Origin of the sequence: Phyllobacterium calauticae, from assembly GCF_019991125.1 — a bacterium.
GTDB lineage: Bacteria > Pseudomonadota > Alphaproteobacteria > Rhizobiales > Rhizobiaceae > Phyllobacterium > Phyllobacterium calauticae.
The window spans coordinates 1159048-1174415 of the sequence record NZ_JAGENB010000002.1 but is presented as its reverse complement, the minus strand read 5'-3'; the positions used below and the strand labels follow the sequence as shown (position 1 = coordinate 1174415).

Genomic DNA, 15368 nt, shown 5'->3' with positions numbered 1-15368 from the left:
CAGTTCGCGTTCGCTCATTAAAATCAGTCCCAAAATCCGCATCCCAAATCTCGTTGCAATCAACGAGAAGGTGACACAGCGACGTTTCTACTTTGCAGAAACAGGACATTTTAACTTTGCGGCTACAAACAAAGATCGCATAAGATAGATTATGGAACCGGAAGACAGGCCGGAATGGCTCGATCAGCCGGTAATATCGGCTATTTCAGCCTTTGCGGCCGTCATCAAAGCCTGCGGTTCTGCCGGGAAAACAAAGTTGGTGCCGCCTGCGGCAGCCCAGACAACGTCGAACTGCATCAGTGTTTCATCCGCATAGGCCTTGATGTCGATCAGATGCCCCAATGGCGATACGCCGCCAATGGCAAAGCCCGTCTCCTTGCGGATGTGCTTTGGATCAGCCCGGTGCAGCGTTTCTCCGGTCAGCCGCGCAGCCTTGGCAAGATCAAGCTGGCGCGGTCCGGAAACCAGAAACAGATAAAGCTGCTGCGTATCAGTGCCTTGAAAAATCAGCGACTTGACGATCTGTGCGACTGTGACACCGCATTGGATGGCCGCATCTTCGGCCGTATGGGTTGAATCGGCCATCTGGCGGATTTCGATCTCAAGGCCTGCAGCATGGGCTGCCAGGCGGACACGTTCAACGCTCTTGCTCATGCCTCAACCTCAAAGGACAGACCGTCAAAGGCCGGTTCGACATGTTCCGGCGTATCGCGCAGGACAGTTCCATAATCCAGTGGCACATGCATATGGGTCAGAATGGCTCGACGCGGCTTCAGCTTTTCGATCCACTCCATTGATTCATCGAGAGAAAAATGGCTTGGGTGCGGACGGTACTGCAACGCGTCGATGATGAGTATATCGAGCCCATGCAGCTGAGCCGCTGTTGTTTCCGGAAACGCGCTGACATCGGAACAATAGCCCACATCGCCGATGCGGAAGCCCAGCGACAGGATATCGCCATGCACCTGCGGCAGCGGCAGAAAGCGGATCGGACCGCCCGCGCCGTCAATCTCAAAAGCCTCGTGATGCACGATCTCATGCGGCCGCAGGATCGGCGGATAGCTCGAACCTTCCGGCGTCTTGAAACAATAACTGAAGCCTTCGACGAGCCTGCGCTGGGTCGCCTGATCGGCATAGATGTCCACCAGATCGCGCCGGTCGATGACAAAGGTCCGGAGATCATCGAGGCCGTGAATATGGTCCGCATGCGCATGGGTATAGACGACGGCATCGAGCCGTCCGGAGCCGAAATCGATCATCTGCGAGCGGAAATCCGGCCCCGTATCGATCACAACAGTGGTCACGCCGCCATGCGCGGCAATGCGTTCCACCAGCATGGACGCCCGGCGTCGGCGGTTTTTCGGATTGTCCGGATCGCAATTGCCCCAGTCACCATTGATGCGCGGCACGCCCGGAGACGAGCCGCAGCCCAGAATGGTAAAGCGCAGGCGATCAGGCATGGGCGGGCCTTGGCATCTTGGTGAACAGGCGGAATACATTGTCGGTGGTCAAAGTGCCGATTTCCTCGACGCTGACACCGATGGTGTCCGCCAGCACGGCGGCCGTATGGGTGACAAAGCTCGGCTCGTTGCGCTTGCCGCGATGCGGCATCGGCGCGAGATAAGGCGCGTCGGTTTCAACCAGCAGCCGGTCGCGCGGCACATTTCTGGCGATGTCGCGGATTTCCGGCGAATTCTTGAATGTCAAAATACCGGAAAACGAGATGTAACCGCCAAGCTCGACGCCAACCCGCGCCAGTTCGGCGCCGGAGGAGAAGCAATGCAGGATGAAGGGGAAGGCCCCCTTCCCTGATTCCTCGCGCAGGATCGCAATCATGTCCTCATCGGCACTGCGCGCGTGAATGACCAGCGGCAGGCCGGTGACGCGTGCTGCGGCGATATGGGTGCGAAATCCCTGCTGCTGTGCTTCCGGCGGCGCATAATCATAGTGATAGTCGAGCCCGGCTTCACCGATTGCCACCACCTTCGGGTGTTCGGCCAGCCTGATCAGGTCATCGGCTGTGACGTCGAGTTCCTCATGCGCATTGTTCGGGTGCGTGCCGACCGAGGCAAAGACGCTGTCATAGCGTTCGGCGATGCCGATAATGCCGTCGAACTTGCGAACGCGCGTGCAGATGGTGACCAGCCGCACGACACCAAGATCCAGCGCGCGCTGCACGATGGCGTCGCGTTCTTCGGCAAAATCCGGAAAATCCAGATGGCAATGGCTATCGACAAGCATGAAAAAGATCCGGGTTCCTGATCAGGCGCCTTTGTCTGCCTCGACATAGCGCGGGAAGATCGGCTGCGGCGCGGGCAAATCGGCGCCGGGCACCAGTTCGCTGCCGCCGAGAAGATCGGTGAAGTTGCGCTTGTCGGCGGGCACGGCCAGGATATCGAGCAGTTTGGCCGCCGATCCCGGTATGAACGGCAGGCACAGAATGCCGACACGCCGGATCACTTCCGCCGTCACGTAGAGAACCGTTTCCATCCGCGCGGGATCGGTCTTCTTCAGCGCCCATGGCTCCTGCGAGGCAAAATAGCGGTTGGCTTCCGCCACCACGGCAAAGATCGCCCCAAGCGCCAGATGCATGGCCTGCGTGCCGACGGCCTTGCGGGCTGTCTCCAGCGCTGCGACCGCCTGATCGAGGATGGCCTTGTCGACATCGGTCAATGCGCCGGGCTGCGGAACCTTGGCTTCGCAGTTCTTGTTGATCATCGACAGCGAGCGCTGCGCCAGATTGCCAAGGTCGTTGGCAAGATCCGCATTGGTGCGGTTGACGATCGCCTCATGGCTGTAATTGCCGTCCTGACCGAAAGGCACTTCGCGCAGCAGGAAGTAACGCACCTGATCCAGGCCGTAATGCTCGACCAGGGAGAACGGATCGATGACATTGCCGACCGATTTCGACATTTTCTCGCCGCGGTTGAACACGAAACCGTGGCCGAAGACGCGCTTCGGCAGTTCGATCCCCGCGGACAGCAGGAAGGCCGGCCAATAGACGGCGTGGAAGCGAATGATGTCCTTGCCGATGATGTGCACGTCGGCGGGCCAATAGCGCCAGCGCTCGGCCTTCTCATCGGGATAACCGGCCGCCGTGATGTAATTGGTCAGCGCGTCGACCCAGACATACATGACGTGCTTCTCGTCGCCGGGAACCGGAATGCCCCAGTCGAAGGTCGTGCGCGATACGGACAGGTCCTTCAGTCCGGATTTGACGAAGGAGATGACCTCGTTGCGGCGCTCGTCCGGCCCGATAAAGCTCGGATTGTCCGCATACAGCTTGAGCAGGCGATCCTGATAGGCGGACAGGCGGAAGAAATAGCTTTCCTCTTCCAGCCATTCGACGGGCGAGCCCTGCGGGCCGTAGCGCACGCCATCGGCACGCACTTCCGTCTCGTCTTCCTGGTAATAGGCTTCATCGCGCACGGAGTACCAGCCGGCATAGGAATCCTTGTAGATATCCCCGGCTTCGACCATTTTTTTCCAGATCGCCTGCGATGACGCGTAATGCCGCTCCTCGGTGGTCCGGATGAAGTCGTCATAGGACGCATTCAGGAGATGGCCCATGTCACGGAAAAGCTTGGCATTTCTGTCGGCAAGCTCGCGCGGCGTGATGCCTTCCTTGCGTGCCGTTTGAAGCATCTTGATACCATGTTCGTCCGTACCGCTGAGGAAGAACACATCCTTGCCGTCATGGCGGTTGAAACGGGCAATCGCATCCGTCGCGATCAGCTCGTACGCGTGACCGATATGCGGACTGCCGTTCGGATAGGAAATGGCTGTGGTGATGTAAAATGTTTCGCGGCTCATACGTAACCTGATTTGCTTCGGAATTGGCATCTTGGGAAGGCGTCAGGCTGACATAACCCATGTCCGGCCTGATTGCTATACCGGTCGTAAACGCATGAATTCAATTGAAATACTATTCCGCATTCATGTGATGTGACCGGGTGGCGGATCAAGATGCACGCAGGGCACGGTGCATCCTGTCAAGAAAGATAAGAACGGACTGTTTGCGGTCAAGGTTGAAGGCATCGGCTTCACGGGCTTCGCCCTGCATGTCCTGCCACAGTGTTGACCAGTGATTGGCCTCGGCCACGGCACCCCTCTCCGCAGCCTCCCTCGCCTTCGTCGCGATCCGCGAAAAAATGTCCTCAAGGAAAAGGTCAAACTGAATTTCCGAATCGCGTCCCGACAAGGCGGTTCCAAGCGCCTGCGCCTTGGGGACATCGAATACCGGCTTTGTCAGTATCGCATCGATGGTCTGCGATATCTCCAATCCGCCAAACGCCACAAGCAGTGCCGCCTTGCGCACGCTGCCGTCCGCGTGGGTCACCAGTGCCTCGGTATCCGGCATCTGCTCCGCACCAAGGCCGATGGTTGCCAGTGCCGACAGGAGGTCGCTGCGCTCCAGCCCCTCAAAACGGATGGACTGGCAGCGCGAGCGGATCGTTGGCAGCAAGCGCCCGGAAGAATGCGAGATCAAAATGAACAGCGTTCGCTGCGGCGGTTCCTCAAGAGTCTTCAGTAACGCATTGGCAGCATTGCGATTCATATCATCTGCCGGGTCGACGATAACAATGCGCCACGCGCCGTCATGTGCCGTGCGATTGAGAAAGTGTGTCACGCGGCGAATCTCATCGACCGTGATGCCGGTCTTGAATTTTCCGGTCTTGGCATCGAGCGGGCGGCTGATATGCAGCACGGCCAGATGTGTACCCGTGGCAATCTGCCGGTAGGGCGCGGTGGAAAAATCGGGCACGGCCAGTTCCAGCGGCGCATCGCGCTGCACCGGATGCTTGAGCATGTGTCCGGCAAGGTGAAAGGCCAGCGTGGTCTTGCCCACCCCCTGCGGCCCCTCGAGCAGAAGCGCATGATGCATGTGGCCGGATTGATAGGCCTGCGCCAGAAATGAACGGATGGACGGGTGACCGAACAGCGCGGGATTGGCCGACGGGGCGGGAATGCCGTCAATGGTGTCATGCGTGGCCGGAACGTCGGGAAGCGTATCGCTCATTGTGCCGCCCCCGCTCTGGCCTTTTCCTTTATCGCACGCCGCGCCTTCAGGCGATCGACGAGGCGGGCAATATCCGCCGCGATATCGTCAACCGGCCGGTCCGCGGGCACCACCTTGCACCGCCCCGGTTCAGCCTTGGCGATGGCCAGATAGGCATCCCGGCGCTTGCGGTGCATCTCGATGGTTTCCTTTTCGAAGCGATCGGCAGTGCCTGTTCCGCGACGCGCGTTTGCGCGCTGCAGACCGATTTCCGCCGGCAGATCGAGAATGATGGTCAGGTCAGGCATCAATCCGTTGACGGCTGCCCTCTCAATGGCGCGCATCAGACCGGCATCGAGATCGCCGGTGACCCCCTGATAAACCCGGCTGGAGTCGATATAGCGGTCGCAGAGCACCATGCTGCCCGTGTTGAGTGCGGGGCGCATGACCTGCTCGACGTGATCATTGCGCGCGGCGGCAAACAACATCGCTTCCATGGCGGGACCGAAGGATTCGGCAGCGCCGCTCAGGATGACATGCCGCACAGCCTCGGCACCGGGCGAGCCGCCCGGCTCGCGGGTCACCACCACATCATCGCCGGCTGCGCGCATATGCGCTGCCAGGCGGGTGATCTGGGTGGATTTGCCAGCGCCCTCGCCGCCTTCAAAGGTAATGAACAGTCCTTGTTGCACGCCGTCAGCCGTCTTTCGATAAAGAGTCACTTTTGATCTCTAGACGAGGTTCTAACGGGCGGGACTGAAAAGGTCGAGCCGGGAAAATCTTAAAGCTTCAGGCGGCGGGTCCAGCCGGTGGTGAGTTCCAGGACCGCATCGAGCGTGCGCTTCTGCAGATCACCGGGTTCAACAGCTTCGCCCGTGTAAACCGGCGTTTCCTGCGCCAGGGCATCGCCGATCCAGATCCGCAGCACGCCGACCTGCTCGTCCGCCTTGACCGGGGCCAGCAGCGGGCCCTTATACACGACATGGGCCTTGAGGCGATCCTTGTTGGCCGTCGGGACGAGAAGGCTGATCTTTTCGTGTGCCTTGAGCGGGACGCTGGATTTGACACCACCAAACACGCTGGCTTCCGCGATGGTCTCGCCTTCGGCAAAGATATTGACTTCCTCGAAGGCGCTATAGGCCCATTCAAAGATTTTCTTGGCTTCTTCCGCCCGCTCCTTGTCGGTCGCCAGACCGCTCAGGGCGGCGATGTAACGGCGCCCGTTATGTTCGGCCGAACCGACAAGACCATAGCCGGATTGTTCGGTGTAGCCGGTTCCCATGCCGTCAGCGCCGATATCCAGCTTCAGCAAGGGATTGCGATTACGCTGGAAAATATTGTTCCAGGTGAAGCTCTCCTGCGCATAGGTGCGATAATATTCCGGATATTCGTGCTTGATGTAGCGGGCCAGCGTGACAAGGTCCGTCAGCGACACCTTTTGCTCCGGATCGGGCAAGCCGGTCGAATTGCGGAACGTCGAATTCTTCAGGCCGATTTCCTTCGCCCGTGCGTTCATCATCTCGGCGAATTTTTGTTCCGACCCGGCAATGCCCTCGGCCAGGATGATGCAACCGTCATTGGCTGACTGCACGATAACGCCCTGGATGAGGTCGCCGACGCTGATCGACGATTTAAGCTTGGCAAACATGGTGGAGCCGCCGGACGGCGCCCCGCCCGTGCGCCAGGCATTTTCGCTGACGGTATACTGGGTATCGATCTTGATCTGGCCGGTCTTGAGCGCATGAAAGACCAGTTCCATGGTCATCAGCTTGGCCAGCGCGGCTGGTTCGATCAACGTATCGGGTGTTTTGGCGTAGAGAATGGTGCCTGTCTGGTCTTCAAGCATCAGGGCCTGCTTGGCCTTGGTATCGAACAATGCTTCCTGCGCGTGGACCGGCGACGCGGCGAGCAGCACGACGGCAAGACTGGCGGCAAGCTTACGGAATGGCTGTAACGGCAATGTTCTTTGACGCGGGAAATCAGTTTCCGTCATCGCGTACGACAAACGCATCACCTGCTCCCGCTTTCCAGGCAGCCTGCAGCAAGGCATCGGTATTCTTTCCCGCGCTGGTCCGTGCAATCAGAGCGATGCGCGGGCCATCCGGGCTGTTGACCTCGGACAGGTCGACCTTGCCCAATGGCGCCAGGGCGCTCATGACACGGCCCGCTTCGGACCTGTCGGCAAAAAGGCCGACATCGACATATTCACCCGCCGGTGCCGCCGCGGATTCACGCAGCTTGTTTTCATTCTTCCACGCGTCGGAAATGGCCTTCTGCGATATCAGACTGTTCATCGCCACCGCCGTCGCATTGGCACTTGCCACACGCTCGCTGGCGTAGGAACTGACGAATGGCGATGCGCGCCGTGTGCCGCCCTTCAGCGATCCGAGCAGAATCGCCGGCTTGTCGTCGATATAGGGACCAACAAGCGGCAGAACCGGCTGTATATCATAGCCGAACGGCATTGCACCCATGGCGGCATTCATCTGCGGCTGCGCGGGCGCGCCAAGACTGACCGCCTGATCATTGAACGATACCGGCGCCACATTCAGGCTCGCCACCTGAACGCCCTGCGCCTTCGGCTGCCGCATGCCGGGAATGGAAAGGGCATTGCGCTGGGTGGGCGTCGGTCCATTCATGGCAATCATGGTGCCTGAATCCGGCTGCATCAGACGATCACGCGTGCCGGGTGCACGATACGAGGCGAGCAAAAAGCCGTCATCGCGCCCTTCGAGCGGCGCGCGGCCCACATATTCCACCTTCACGTCGGCCGTACCCGTATGCTGATAGTCCAGCATCGTCGCAGCCTTTTGCGACAGATCGATCACACGATCGCTGTGATATGGTCCGCGGTCGTTGACGCGCACGATCACGGAACTGCCATTGGCAAGATTGGTCACGCGCGCATAGCTCGGCAGCGGCATGGTCGGGTGCGCCGCCGACAGGTGGTTCATGTCGTATACTTCGCCATTGGCGGTCAGGCGGCCATGAAAGGCCGAGCCGTACCAGGATGCCCGCCCCTGACGCTTGTAGCCCAGCTCTTCCCTGGGATAATACCACTTGCCGCGAACCTGATAGGGCCTGCCGATCTGGTTGCGCCCGCCGCCGCGCGGCATGTTGCGGAAATCGGTGACGACGCGCGGGCTGGCTTTGACGCCATACTCCGATTCAGCGAAATATTCCTTGCCGTGGCTTCGTTTAGCAACCTTTGCCGTGGGTGACGCGCAGGCTGCCATCAGGGCGCCCATCGCAACAACTCCCGCAATTCGAAAAGCTTTGGCTTTTGACAATGCAAACTACCGGCTGGATGCCGTCCCCACACTTTTTACGCAACGATACCGAACAGAACCCGGTGCAGCCCCAGAACCCATCATGGAGTATTGCACCAGAATTATAACTCGCACCGATAGGTTGACAGCAGCTTAACAGAGCAGGGAGACATTGCCTGTCATGGCTAACTTTGGTTAACGGCCGCCTTATCCGCAAAGGAAAGGTTTGATGCGGAGACGTGAAGCGCGTTCGGCGCAAGCGCCGTTAGAGCCAGCCGCCGAAGATGTAGGTCAGAAGCGCTGCGGCGGCCACGCCCCCGACGAATATGGCAATATACCAGACATTCGAGCTGTGGCTTGGCCAGACCTCTTCGTCATCGTCATCAAAATCGTCGATCATTCTCCTTGCATCCTCCTGTGGGCCCGGCTTGTCAGAAGCTGCACACGTCCTCCAGGCCGAGCCCTGCCAACGGGGTTTCGCCAGCGTTCTTCAACTCGGATTGCCGATGAAAGTTCCAATCAAGGCGCCCAGCCTCGCTGGCGATGGACCTTCAGAGCATGCCGGGACACGCCGAACGCGATATGCAGCAGCGAAACAACTGCGCGGTGCTTTCTTTTCGCGGCCCGGTTGTATTCCGGCTTCATACAACTAAGTATATCTCAAAGAATTTCGGGGGTCTTCAAGTATGTATATAATCAAGCACGGTGTTCGAAACACGCTTGGTGATGTTTTATGGGACGAACCCCTTCCCCTACAATTTGAAACAATTGAAGATTGCAAGCTTACTATCAGCTCGCTGATCGAGCGCTATGATCATAGTGAATTTGAACAAGAAAACGACCGCTGGTGCACGTGGAACGATAGCAAGCAGAACGAGTTTCACTATTGGTGGATCGTTGCAGTGGCGTCATTGTCTTAGGAAAAACCAATGCATCCCCATGGCACCGTACGCATTCTTGCCTGCTATCATGCTTGAATTGTCCGCATGCGGTAGGTGCCGCGATGATACCTATTTTTCGCGAGACGAGCCTGTTAAAACCCCACGCATGGACCACGCGAATGTAAAAATTTCCAAAGTTCTAATCATCGAAGATGATTATTTTTATGCGGATTCGCTGAAGCGGCACTTCAAGACGGCCGGCCAGCACGTGGCGACCGCCGAGACCTTCCATGCGGCGCAGATGGCTATCGAGGCCGATGAATTTGACCTGATCATCATCGATCCGGGGCTTCCAGACTATGGAAGCGAGATGGAATCCCGCGATGTGCGCCTGAAAATCATCGAGTCCATTATCAATTCCACTCCCGCAGCCGTTCATCTGGTCATCACCGGCCGGTATTCGACCGATGAGGCGGAAACATGCAGAAACCTCGGTGCGAAGGGATACCTGGGTAAAAACCGCCTCAATGCTCCCACCCTCGCCAGCATTCTTGAACTCATGACCCGTTCTGAATTTGTCGTGCATCGGGGGAGCGAGACGATCAGCGATGCTTTTCCGGGCTATTATTATCCGTTCCTGTCATTATCGGAGGAAGAATGCCTCCAATGGGTGGAAGACCGCCCGAAGAGCATGAAACGCAATGAACTGTTTGTGCTTATGGCAAAGCACTTTAAGATGAAAAGTGCCGAGATGGCCGAGCAGAAATACAAACGGGCGCGCAGCAAAGTCCTGGCTCATGGCCGCAAAATCACTGCCGACAATGATGATCCTGCAACCGATTGAGGAAAAGGCCGTGGAAACATACAGCGGTTGGCGTGCCTGCTTCTTGGGCCTTGTGCTGTTATGCGCGGTTCCTGCCGCCTCCGCCGGCATAGTCGACCCGCATGTTCTCCAGATCGAACGCCAGAGCGGAAAACCCATCGCCTCCTACAAGGAGGACGATCTGGCAAAATCATTTTCCTATCGGGAGATCCAAACCAAGACGCCTTGGACCAACGACGTACAGCGCACCTATCGCGGTTTTTCGCTGATCGAGATTTTGGCAAAGAACGGATTGGCCAATGCGAAGGTCATCAAGGGAATAGCGCCCAACGATTATTCCGCCAGAATCGATATGGACGAAATCAAACGTTACAATCCGATCGTTGCCTCACAGATTGCCTGCAATGACGTCGAAGCCAAGGCAGGAAAATGCCATGAGGGCGAATTCCGCCCGCTTGAGGCCGACGATTTTGGGCCATTCTACATTGTCTGGCCTTTTGACAGCATGCCCAAGGCCTATGACCCGGGAGATCACTCAAGATGGATCTGGTTTCTCACCGAGCTGCAATTTGAGCAATAATTTTTGATCGCGCATCAAGCCGCGTGACGCTTAAACGATGAGTGGGATTGATTTCAGACACGTGGTGGATAGGTGAGACAGATACTCCGCGCAAACGGCACCTACATCCTTGCCATTTCCTTTGGTCTGTTTGTGCTGATCGGCCTGGCCTCGTTTCTGCAAACGGACAAGTATCGCAGTCAGGCCTATGACATCATCGGGGAAGTCAACGAGGTTCAGTGGCGTTCAACCCAAGCGCGCGAGAAAATGGTCAGCATCATGGGATGGGCCCGGCTGGCTGCGCTCACCAAATCCCAGGAGTATCGCGCCAAAATCCTGTCTGAGAGCACCTATCTCGCCATCAATGCCAAGACGCTGATCGCTTTGCCCTATACCGAGAAGATCATGCCTAAAGTGGATATCGATCTGATCAAGACACTGCTCGATTACATAAACAATGAACTGATGCCGCAGCTTGCGCGAGCCGATCCAGACTACAATCTGATTGTGGCCAGGTTTGAAGACTTCTGGCCGGCCATTGTCTTGACGACGACGGGTAACCTCGGAAACACCCAGAAACGCACCGCCGATCTCGAGCAAAAAGCGCTCTACGACAATTTCCTGTACGCCTTCGTGTTTGCGACCGCGATCATGGTCGTTCTGTTCGCCATGGTCGCCTACAGAAGCAAGGCGCTCTACAACAATCAGGTCCGCCAGTTCGCGTTGCTCTTCTCCCACATGACCTTCACGCGAATCAACGGACTGTCCATGTGGATGCACGAGACGCTTTCGCCCGAGGAAAACCCCGATGCAAAACTGCTCGACATGGCCCGCAAGCGGATCACTGATCTGTCGGTCGTGACCGATTGGCTGGCCCGGATCGCCTATCCCAAATTTGATCAGGACAATACGCCGATCGTGACGCTGGGAACGATCCTTGATCAGATCACGCGCCCCGATGGATCGACCATTCCCATTGTGCGCGCCGATGTGAAAGCAATGCAACTGCTTGTCCCGCAGGGCCAATTCCATCTCATGCTCCACGAGCTTTTGCGCAACGCCAAGGACGCCGTCGAGGATGAACTGCACCCGCACATTGTGATCAAGGTCAATATCGCCAGGCGCTGGCCGATTGGAAAAGACTTGATCGTTGCCATCGAGGATTCTGGCGTCGGCATGTCCCGGGAACAGATCAAGAAGGCCACGACACCGTTCTTCTCGACGAAGGGCGAGTCGCGCGGCCACAGCGGACTGGGCTTGACAGGTTGTGCGCGTCTTATTCAGACAATGGGTGGCTCTCTTGCGATTCAATCATCAAAAGGCAATGGTACGACTGTTACACTTGCCTGCCCGCTATCGAATCTCCCAGTTATAAAGTGGAACCACGCATGACCAGTTTGCCGCAACAGGAACGAAGCTACGGACTAGACCAGGTGATCGCCGAACTTCAGGAGCGGCTGGATCGGTATGAGCAAACGAATGTTGCTCTTGCCCAACAGGTCGAGCATCTGCAAACGCGTCTCCTTGCACCGAACAGGTTCAGATGGGACGTCATCGACAAGGTCACCGATTACTTCAGGGGCGCTCAAATCAAGGGAGACTATCTCGAATTTGGCGTCTATCAGGGCGAGACCTTTGCCTATGCGTGCAACGTGATAGGGCGGGAAAATCCGGAGATGCGGTTTGTCGCCCTGGATTCGTTCGAGGGCTTGCCGCAACCAAAGAAGGGGATAGACGAGTCCGGCGGCTATAGCGGCGGCTTCTTCGAAGGCCAGTTCTCGTGCAACGAGACGCAGTTCAAGGAAAATCTCAAGCTGCGCAATGTTGATCTGGCGCGCGTTACGACCATCAAGGGCTGGTACGACCAGACGCTGCAACCAGGACATGTGCAGTCTTCGCCTATCCAGACCGTTGCTTTCGCATGGATTGATTGTGACCTCTACGAGTCCACCGTGCCTGTGCTGGATTACCTCACATCCCGTTTGACGGTCGGGTCTGTCATGCTGTTCGATGATTGGCGTTGTTTCAGGAATCTCTCGGATTTCGGCCAGCAAAGAGCATGCAGGGAGTGGCTGGCGAGAAACCCCCAGATCAAGCTGAATCTGCTTATCGACAACGACTATCACGGTTACGTCTTCTCCGTGGCCGCCTGTTAGTAATACCCGTGATATGAAGTAAAAATTCGACGTATTTATTTAACGAATATTTTGGTTCAGCGTTGTTGCTTGCAGGGCTGTCGAAGCGTATTCTCTCCCCCATAGTGCCGAAGAGCACGGGGGAGAAAAAATGAGTAAATTGGACCGTGATCCAGAACTCAATAAACTTGCAAAATACCTCATTCACCAATCGCTTCCTCTTGCCATAAGTACCTCCGGTTACAATCCGACCACGAGGGACCTGGACATGATCGAAGAAGCATTGAAGGCCCGCTACGGGACGGATCTTGCCAGTGTCTCCGTGCGGGAAATCGATGAGTTTCTGCATCGGCGCTTCAGCAGGCTGAGCGAACGGCCGAACCGGCGCACAATTCACCGCTTCCTCAAGATACTGGCAGGTAAAGACCGGAAACGAAGCTGAATGGCTGTTCGATTGTCTCAGAAAGACACACGAAGGTCATTCAGTTGCATTTGACGTAGCATCCCATTGAGGCAAACCTATTATTCCTGGAAAAGCAATGGAGAGATGAATATGCGTGCACTCATAGCGATCGCACTTCTGGTGTTGGCAGCAAGTCCGGCCTTGGCGGATGGCACCTGTAAAAGCCAGGCCGAGGCCAAAAAGCTTTCCGGCGCTGCTTTGACCAATTTCACGAAGAAATGCGCGGCAGATGCGGCAACAACCTGCGATACGCAGGCCGCCGCCAAGAAGCTTGCCGGCGCCGCAAAAAACAGTTTCGTCAAGAAATGCGTGAGCGATACAACGGGCTAAGTCGGGCAGCTCTGTTCAACGCGGAAGACCGCAAGCCGGCTGAGCCGGTTTTCATCGCCGAACAGCCGGATTGTGTCACCGGTTGTCGGAGTCGTCACCGGCACGCGTCTGGGGGGTGAGATTGTGATCGCCCGCATTTCTGAAATCGGCCCCCATTCTGCCGAGAAACAGCACCATCATCGAAACCGCCACGAATGCAAATAGAACCGGCCAAACCGACATCACATAGGGTTGGTAGTCTATTTTTGTATTCTCGCCATCCTGATCCACAGAGCCCCCTGCCCGTAAACGACGTCATTCCCAGCTTAACGCCGGCACAAAGATGCTACCTGCAGATTAATATCATCTGAACAAATGAATGCTTCGCATTGTGTTTGTACAAGCGATCCGGCCCGCACGCGCAAGCGCTGGCGCTTCATGAAAAAGCCCAACTCCGGTGCTCATGATATCCCTGTTGCTACTCTCCATGAGGCAATGGGAGGCTCGGTGATATTCTTCCCCCGTCAATGCCCCAACCGAGCCTCACCCGCCCTCCTATTCAAATGCTGCGCAAAGAAGCGCAGGATTTCGCACAGCCCCCATTTGTCGATCAAAGTTGCAATACTGGTTATTGTCCGTGAGATGGATTACGACTCGCTGATCGAACGATCGGAGTAACAAGTGTGACGGCCATCCGATGGACTCGCTGATCAACGCCGCAGCGCACGCCCTTGCGACAGGTGATACTCTCGGCGCCTTGAAACGGGTGGCGCTGCGTGATGACGCGCCCGCCCTTGCACTGCGCGGCATCGCCATGGCGCAACTTGGCGAATTCCCGCGCGCCCGGGCCCTGTTGCAGAGCGCGGCGCGGGCATTCGGCGCAAAAGAGGAAAAAGCCCGCGCGCGATGCATCGTCGCCGAAGCGGAAATTGCACTCGTCTCGCGCGATTTGGGGTGGCGTGTAAAGGCACTGGACATGGCGCGGGCAACACTCGAAGCCCATGGCGATCAGGTCAATGCCGCCCATGCACGGACCGTGGATATTCGGCGGCTACTTCTGGTCGGTCATGTCGACGCGGCCGAACGCGCCCTCGCCAAACTTGATCCCGCGCCGCTGCCGGCAACGTCGAGAGCGGCGCTCGCGCTGGTGGCTGCCGGAATTGCCATCCGGCGCCTGAACACGTCTGCAGCGCGCGAGGCACTCACGCGGGCCGAGAAAGCTGCGGCTGAAGCGAAGATTCCCGCCCTCATCGCGGAGGTCGAGCAGGCCTCCCATGTCCTGAAAACACCCGCCGCCCGTCTGATCCAGCGCGGCGAGGAACGTCCCCTCTTGCTGGAGCAGATCGAAACGCTGCTCGCATCCGGAGTGCTGGTCGTCGACGCGTGCCGGCATGTCGTTCGGGTCGGGGATCGGGTGATATCACTCGCCACGCGACCGGTTTTGTTCGCGCTGGCCCGCGCGCTGGGCGAAGCCGCGCCCGGAGACGTGCCAAGAGCCGCGCTCCTCGCCCGTGCATTCGGGGCAAAGCATGCGGATGAATCGCATCGCGCCCGCCTGCGGGTCGAAGTCGGCCGGTTGCGCGAGGAACTGCGAATGTTGGCCGATGTGTCCGCAACAGCGCGGGGCTTTTGCATGACACCGCTCGACGCCAGTGGCATCGTTGTCCTTGCGCCGCCCATGGAGGAAGCGCATGGCGCGGTTCTCGCCTTTCTTGCCGATGGCGAGTCATGGTCGAGTTCAGCTCTGGCAATTGCCCTGGGGGCCAGTTCCCGGACCGTTCAGCGTGCCCTTCTGATACTTGCGGAAGCGGGCAAGGTGCAATCATTCGGTCGCGGACGCGCCCGCCGCTGGATCAGTCCGCCCGTGCCGGGTTTCCCGACAATCTTGTTACTCCCCGATCTCCTGCCAAGTGATTAGGGTCAGGAGGAA

General features: G+C 57.7%; 16 protein-coding genes and 1 pseudogene. 7 read left to right on the top strand and 10 right to left on the bottom strand.

Going from position 1 to position 15368, the window contains the following annotated elements; translation table 11 throughout:
* Nucleotides 1-183: 183 nt before the first annotated feature.
* The 9 genes and pseudogenes from J1W56_RS11785 to J1W56_RS25985 form a co-directional block, all read right to left on the bottom strand.
* On the bottom strand, nt 184-654 hold the full coding sequence (locus J1W56_RS11785) for a YbaK/EbsC family protein (RefSeq protein ID WP_223613436.1): 471 nt from the start codon (nt 652-654) through the stop codon (nt 184-186).
* Nucleotides 651-1460: an MBL fold metallo-hydrolase gene (locus J1W56_RS11780; protein WP_223613435.1), complete on the bottom strand. Its 810-nt coding sequence runs from the start codon at nt 1458-1460 to the stop codon at nt 651-653. The genes J1W56_RS11785 and J1W56_RS11780 overlap by 4 nt, the downstream gene beginning before the upstream one ends.
* The gene (locus J1W56_RS11775; RefSeq protein WP_223613434.1) at nt 1453-2241 is read right to left on the bottom strand and encodes a TatD family hydrolase; all 789 of its coding nucleotides are present in this window, start codon (nt 2239-2241) and stop codon (nt 1453-1455) included. Before J1W56_RS11775 ends, J1W56_RS11780 begins: the two co-directional genes overlap by 8 nt.
* Before the next feature lie 21 nt (nt 2242-2262).
* Nucleotides 2263-3813: a methionine--tRNA ligase gene (metG, locus tag J1W56_RS11770; protein WP_223613433.1), complete on the bottom strand. Its 1551-nt coding sequence runs from the start codon at nt 3811-3813 to the stop codon at nt 2263-2265.
* 148 nt (nt 3814-3961) lie between these two features.
* On the bottom strand, nt 3962-5020 hold the full coding sequence (locus tag J1W56_RS11765) for a DNA polymerase III subunit delta' (RefSeq protein WP_223613431.1): 1059 nt from the start codon (nt 5018-5020) through the stop codon (nt 3962-3964).
* A complete protein-coding gene (gene tmk / locus J1W56_RS11760) occupies nt 5017-5691 on the bottom strand; it encodes a dTMP kinase (protein WP_223613501.1) in 675 nt (224 codons plus the stop codon). The genes J1W56_RS11765 and tmk overlap by 4 nt, the downstream gene beginning before the upstream one ends.
* An 89-nt stretch (nt 5692-5780) precedes the next feature.
* Complete coding sequence (locus J1W56_RS11755; RefSeq protein ID WP_223613429.1) at nt 5781-7010, bottom strand: D-alanyl-D-alanine carboxypeptidase family protein; 1230 nt, start codon at nt 7008-7010, stop codon at nt 5781-5783.
* A 577-nt stretch (nt 7011-7587) separates the two neighbouring features.
* Nucleotides 7588-8247, bottom strand: a pseudogene (locus J1W56_RS26160) (septal ring lytic transglycosylase RlpA family protein); the annotation flags it as partial.
* Between the two features lie 286 nt (nt 8248-8533).
* On the bottom strand, nt 8534-8668 hold the full coding sequence (locus J1W56_RS25985; RefSeq protein WP_264319122.1) for a hypothetical protein: 135 nt from the start codon (nt 8666-8668) through the stop codon (nt 8534-8536).
* Nucleotides 8669-9315: 647 nt separating this feature from the next.
* On the opposite strand from J1W56_RS25985, the gene J1W56_RS11745 reads away from it, so the two are divergent.
* The 6 genes from J1W56_RS11745 (at nt 9316) to J1W56_RS11720 (ending at nt 13459) form a co-directional block, all read left to right on the top strand.
* Nucleotides 9316-9993, top strand: coding sequence for a response regulator (locus J1W56_RS11745; protein WP_223613427.1), 678 nt, complete (start codon nt 9316-9318; stop codon nt 9991-9993).
* Nucleotides 9994-10003: 10 nt separating this feature from the next.
* Nucleotides 10004-10552 (top strand): hypothetical protein, encoded by a 549-nt coding sequence (locus J1W56_RS11740; RefSeq protein WP_223613426.1) that lies wholly within the window; start codon nt 10004-10006, stop codon nt 10550-10552.
* Nucleotides 10553-10624: 72 nt separating this feature from the next.
* A complete protein-coding gene (locus J1W56_RS26065; RefSeq protein ID WP_223613425.1) occupies nt 10625-11923 on the top strand; it encodes a sensor histidine kinase in 1299 nt (432 codons plus the stop codon).
* Nucleotides 11920-12687, top strand: a complete 768-nt coding sequence (locus tag J1W56_RS11730) for a TylF/MycF/NovP-related O-methyltransferase (RefSeq protein ID WP_223613424.1) — start codon at nt 11920-11922, stop codon at nt 12685-12687. Before J1W56_RS26065 ends, J1W56_RS11730 begins: the two co-directional genes overlap by 4 nt.
* Before the next feature lie 130 nt (nt 12688-12817).
* Nucleotides 12818-13108: a hypothetical protein gene (locus J1W56_RS11725; RefSeq protein WP_223613423.1), complete on the top strand. Its 291-nt coding sequence runs from the start codon at nt 12818-12820 to the stop codon at nt 13106-13108.
* Between the two features lie 111 nt (nt 13109-13219).
* On the top strand, nt 13220-13459 hold the full coding sequence (locus J1W56_RS11720; RefSeq protein WP_223613422.1) for a hypothetical protein: 240 nt from the start codon (nt 13220-13222) through the stop codon (nt 13457-13459).
* A gap of 75 nt (nt 13460-13534) precedes the next feature.
* Here the strand turns inward: J1W56_RS11720 and J1W56_RS11715 are convergent, their stop codons facing one another.
* A complete protein-coding gene (locus tag J1W56_RS11715) occupies nt 13535-13729 on the bottom strand; it encodes a hypothetical protein (protein ID WP_223613421.1) in 195 nt (64 codons plus the stop codon).
* 406 nt (nt 13730-14135) lie between these two features.
* On the opposite strand from J1W56_RS11715, the gene J1W56_RS11710 reads away from it, so the two are divergent.
* Nucleotides 14136-15356 (top strand): helix-turn-helix domain-containing protein, encoded by a 1221-nt coding sequence (locus J1W56_RS11710; protein ID WP_223613420.1) that lies wholly within the window; start codon nt 14136-14138, stop codon nt 15354-15356.
* Nucleotides 15357-15368: the final 12 nt, after the last annotated feature.

Bases quoted from the DNA above. Each gene is read 5' to 3' on its own strand.
- J1W56_RS11785 (WP_223613436.1), bottom strand. From the start codon at position 654: ATGAGCAAGAGCGTTGAACGTGTCCGCCTGGCAGCCCATGCTGCAGGC.
- J1W56_RS11780 (WP_223613435.1), bottom strand. From the start codon at position 1,460: ATGCCTGATCGCCTGCGCTTTACCATTCTGGGCTGCGGCTCGTCTCCG.
- J1W56_RS11775 (WP_223613434.1), bottom strand. From the start codon at position 2,241: ATGCTTGTCGATAGCCATTGCCATCTGGATTTTCCGGATTTTGCCGAA.
- metG (WP_223613433.1), bottom strand. From the start codon at position 3,813: ATGAGCCGCGAAACATTTTACATCACCACAGCCATTTCCTATCCGAAC.
- J1W56_RS11765 (WP_223613431.1), bottom strand. From the start codon at position 5,020: ATGAGCGATACGCTTCCCGACGTTCCGGCCACGCATGACACCATTGAC.
- J1W56_RS11755 (WP_223613429.1), bottom strand. From the start codon at position 7,010: ATGCGTTTGTCGTACGCGATGACGGAAACTGATTTCCCGCGTCAAAGA.
- J1W56_RS25985 (WP_264319122.1), bottom strand. From the start codon at position 8,668: ATGATCGACGATTTTGATGACGATGACGAAGAGGTCTGGCCAAGCCAC.
- J1W56_RS11745 (WP_223613427.1), top strand. From the start codon at position 9,316: ATGGACCACGCGAATGTAAAAATTTCCAAAGTTCTAATCATCGAAGAT.
- J1W56_RS11730 (WP_223613424.1), top strand. From the start codon at position 11,920: ATGACCAGTTTGCCGCAACAGGAACGAAGCTACGGACTAGACCAGGTG.
- J1W56_RS11725 (WP_223613423.1), top strand. From the start codon at position 12,818: ATGAGTAAATTGGACCGTGATCCAGAACTCAATAAACTTGCAAAATAC.
- J1W56_RS11720 (WP_223613422.1), top strand. From the start codon at position 13,220: ATGCGTGCACTCATAGCGATCGCACTTCTGGTGTTGGCAGCAAGTCCG.
- J1W56_RS11710 (WP_223613420.1), top strand. From the start codon at position 14,136: ATGGACTCGCTGATCAACGCCGCAGCGCACGCCCTTGCGACAGGTGAT.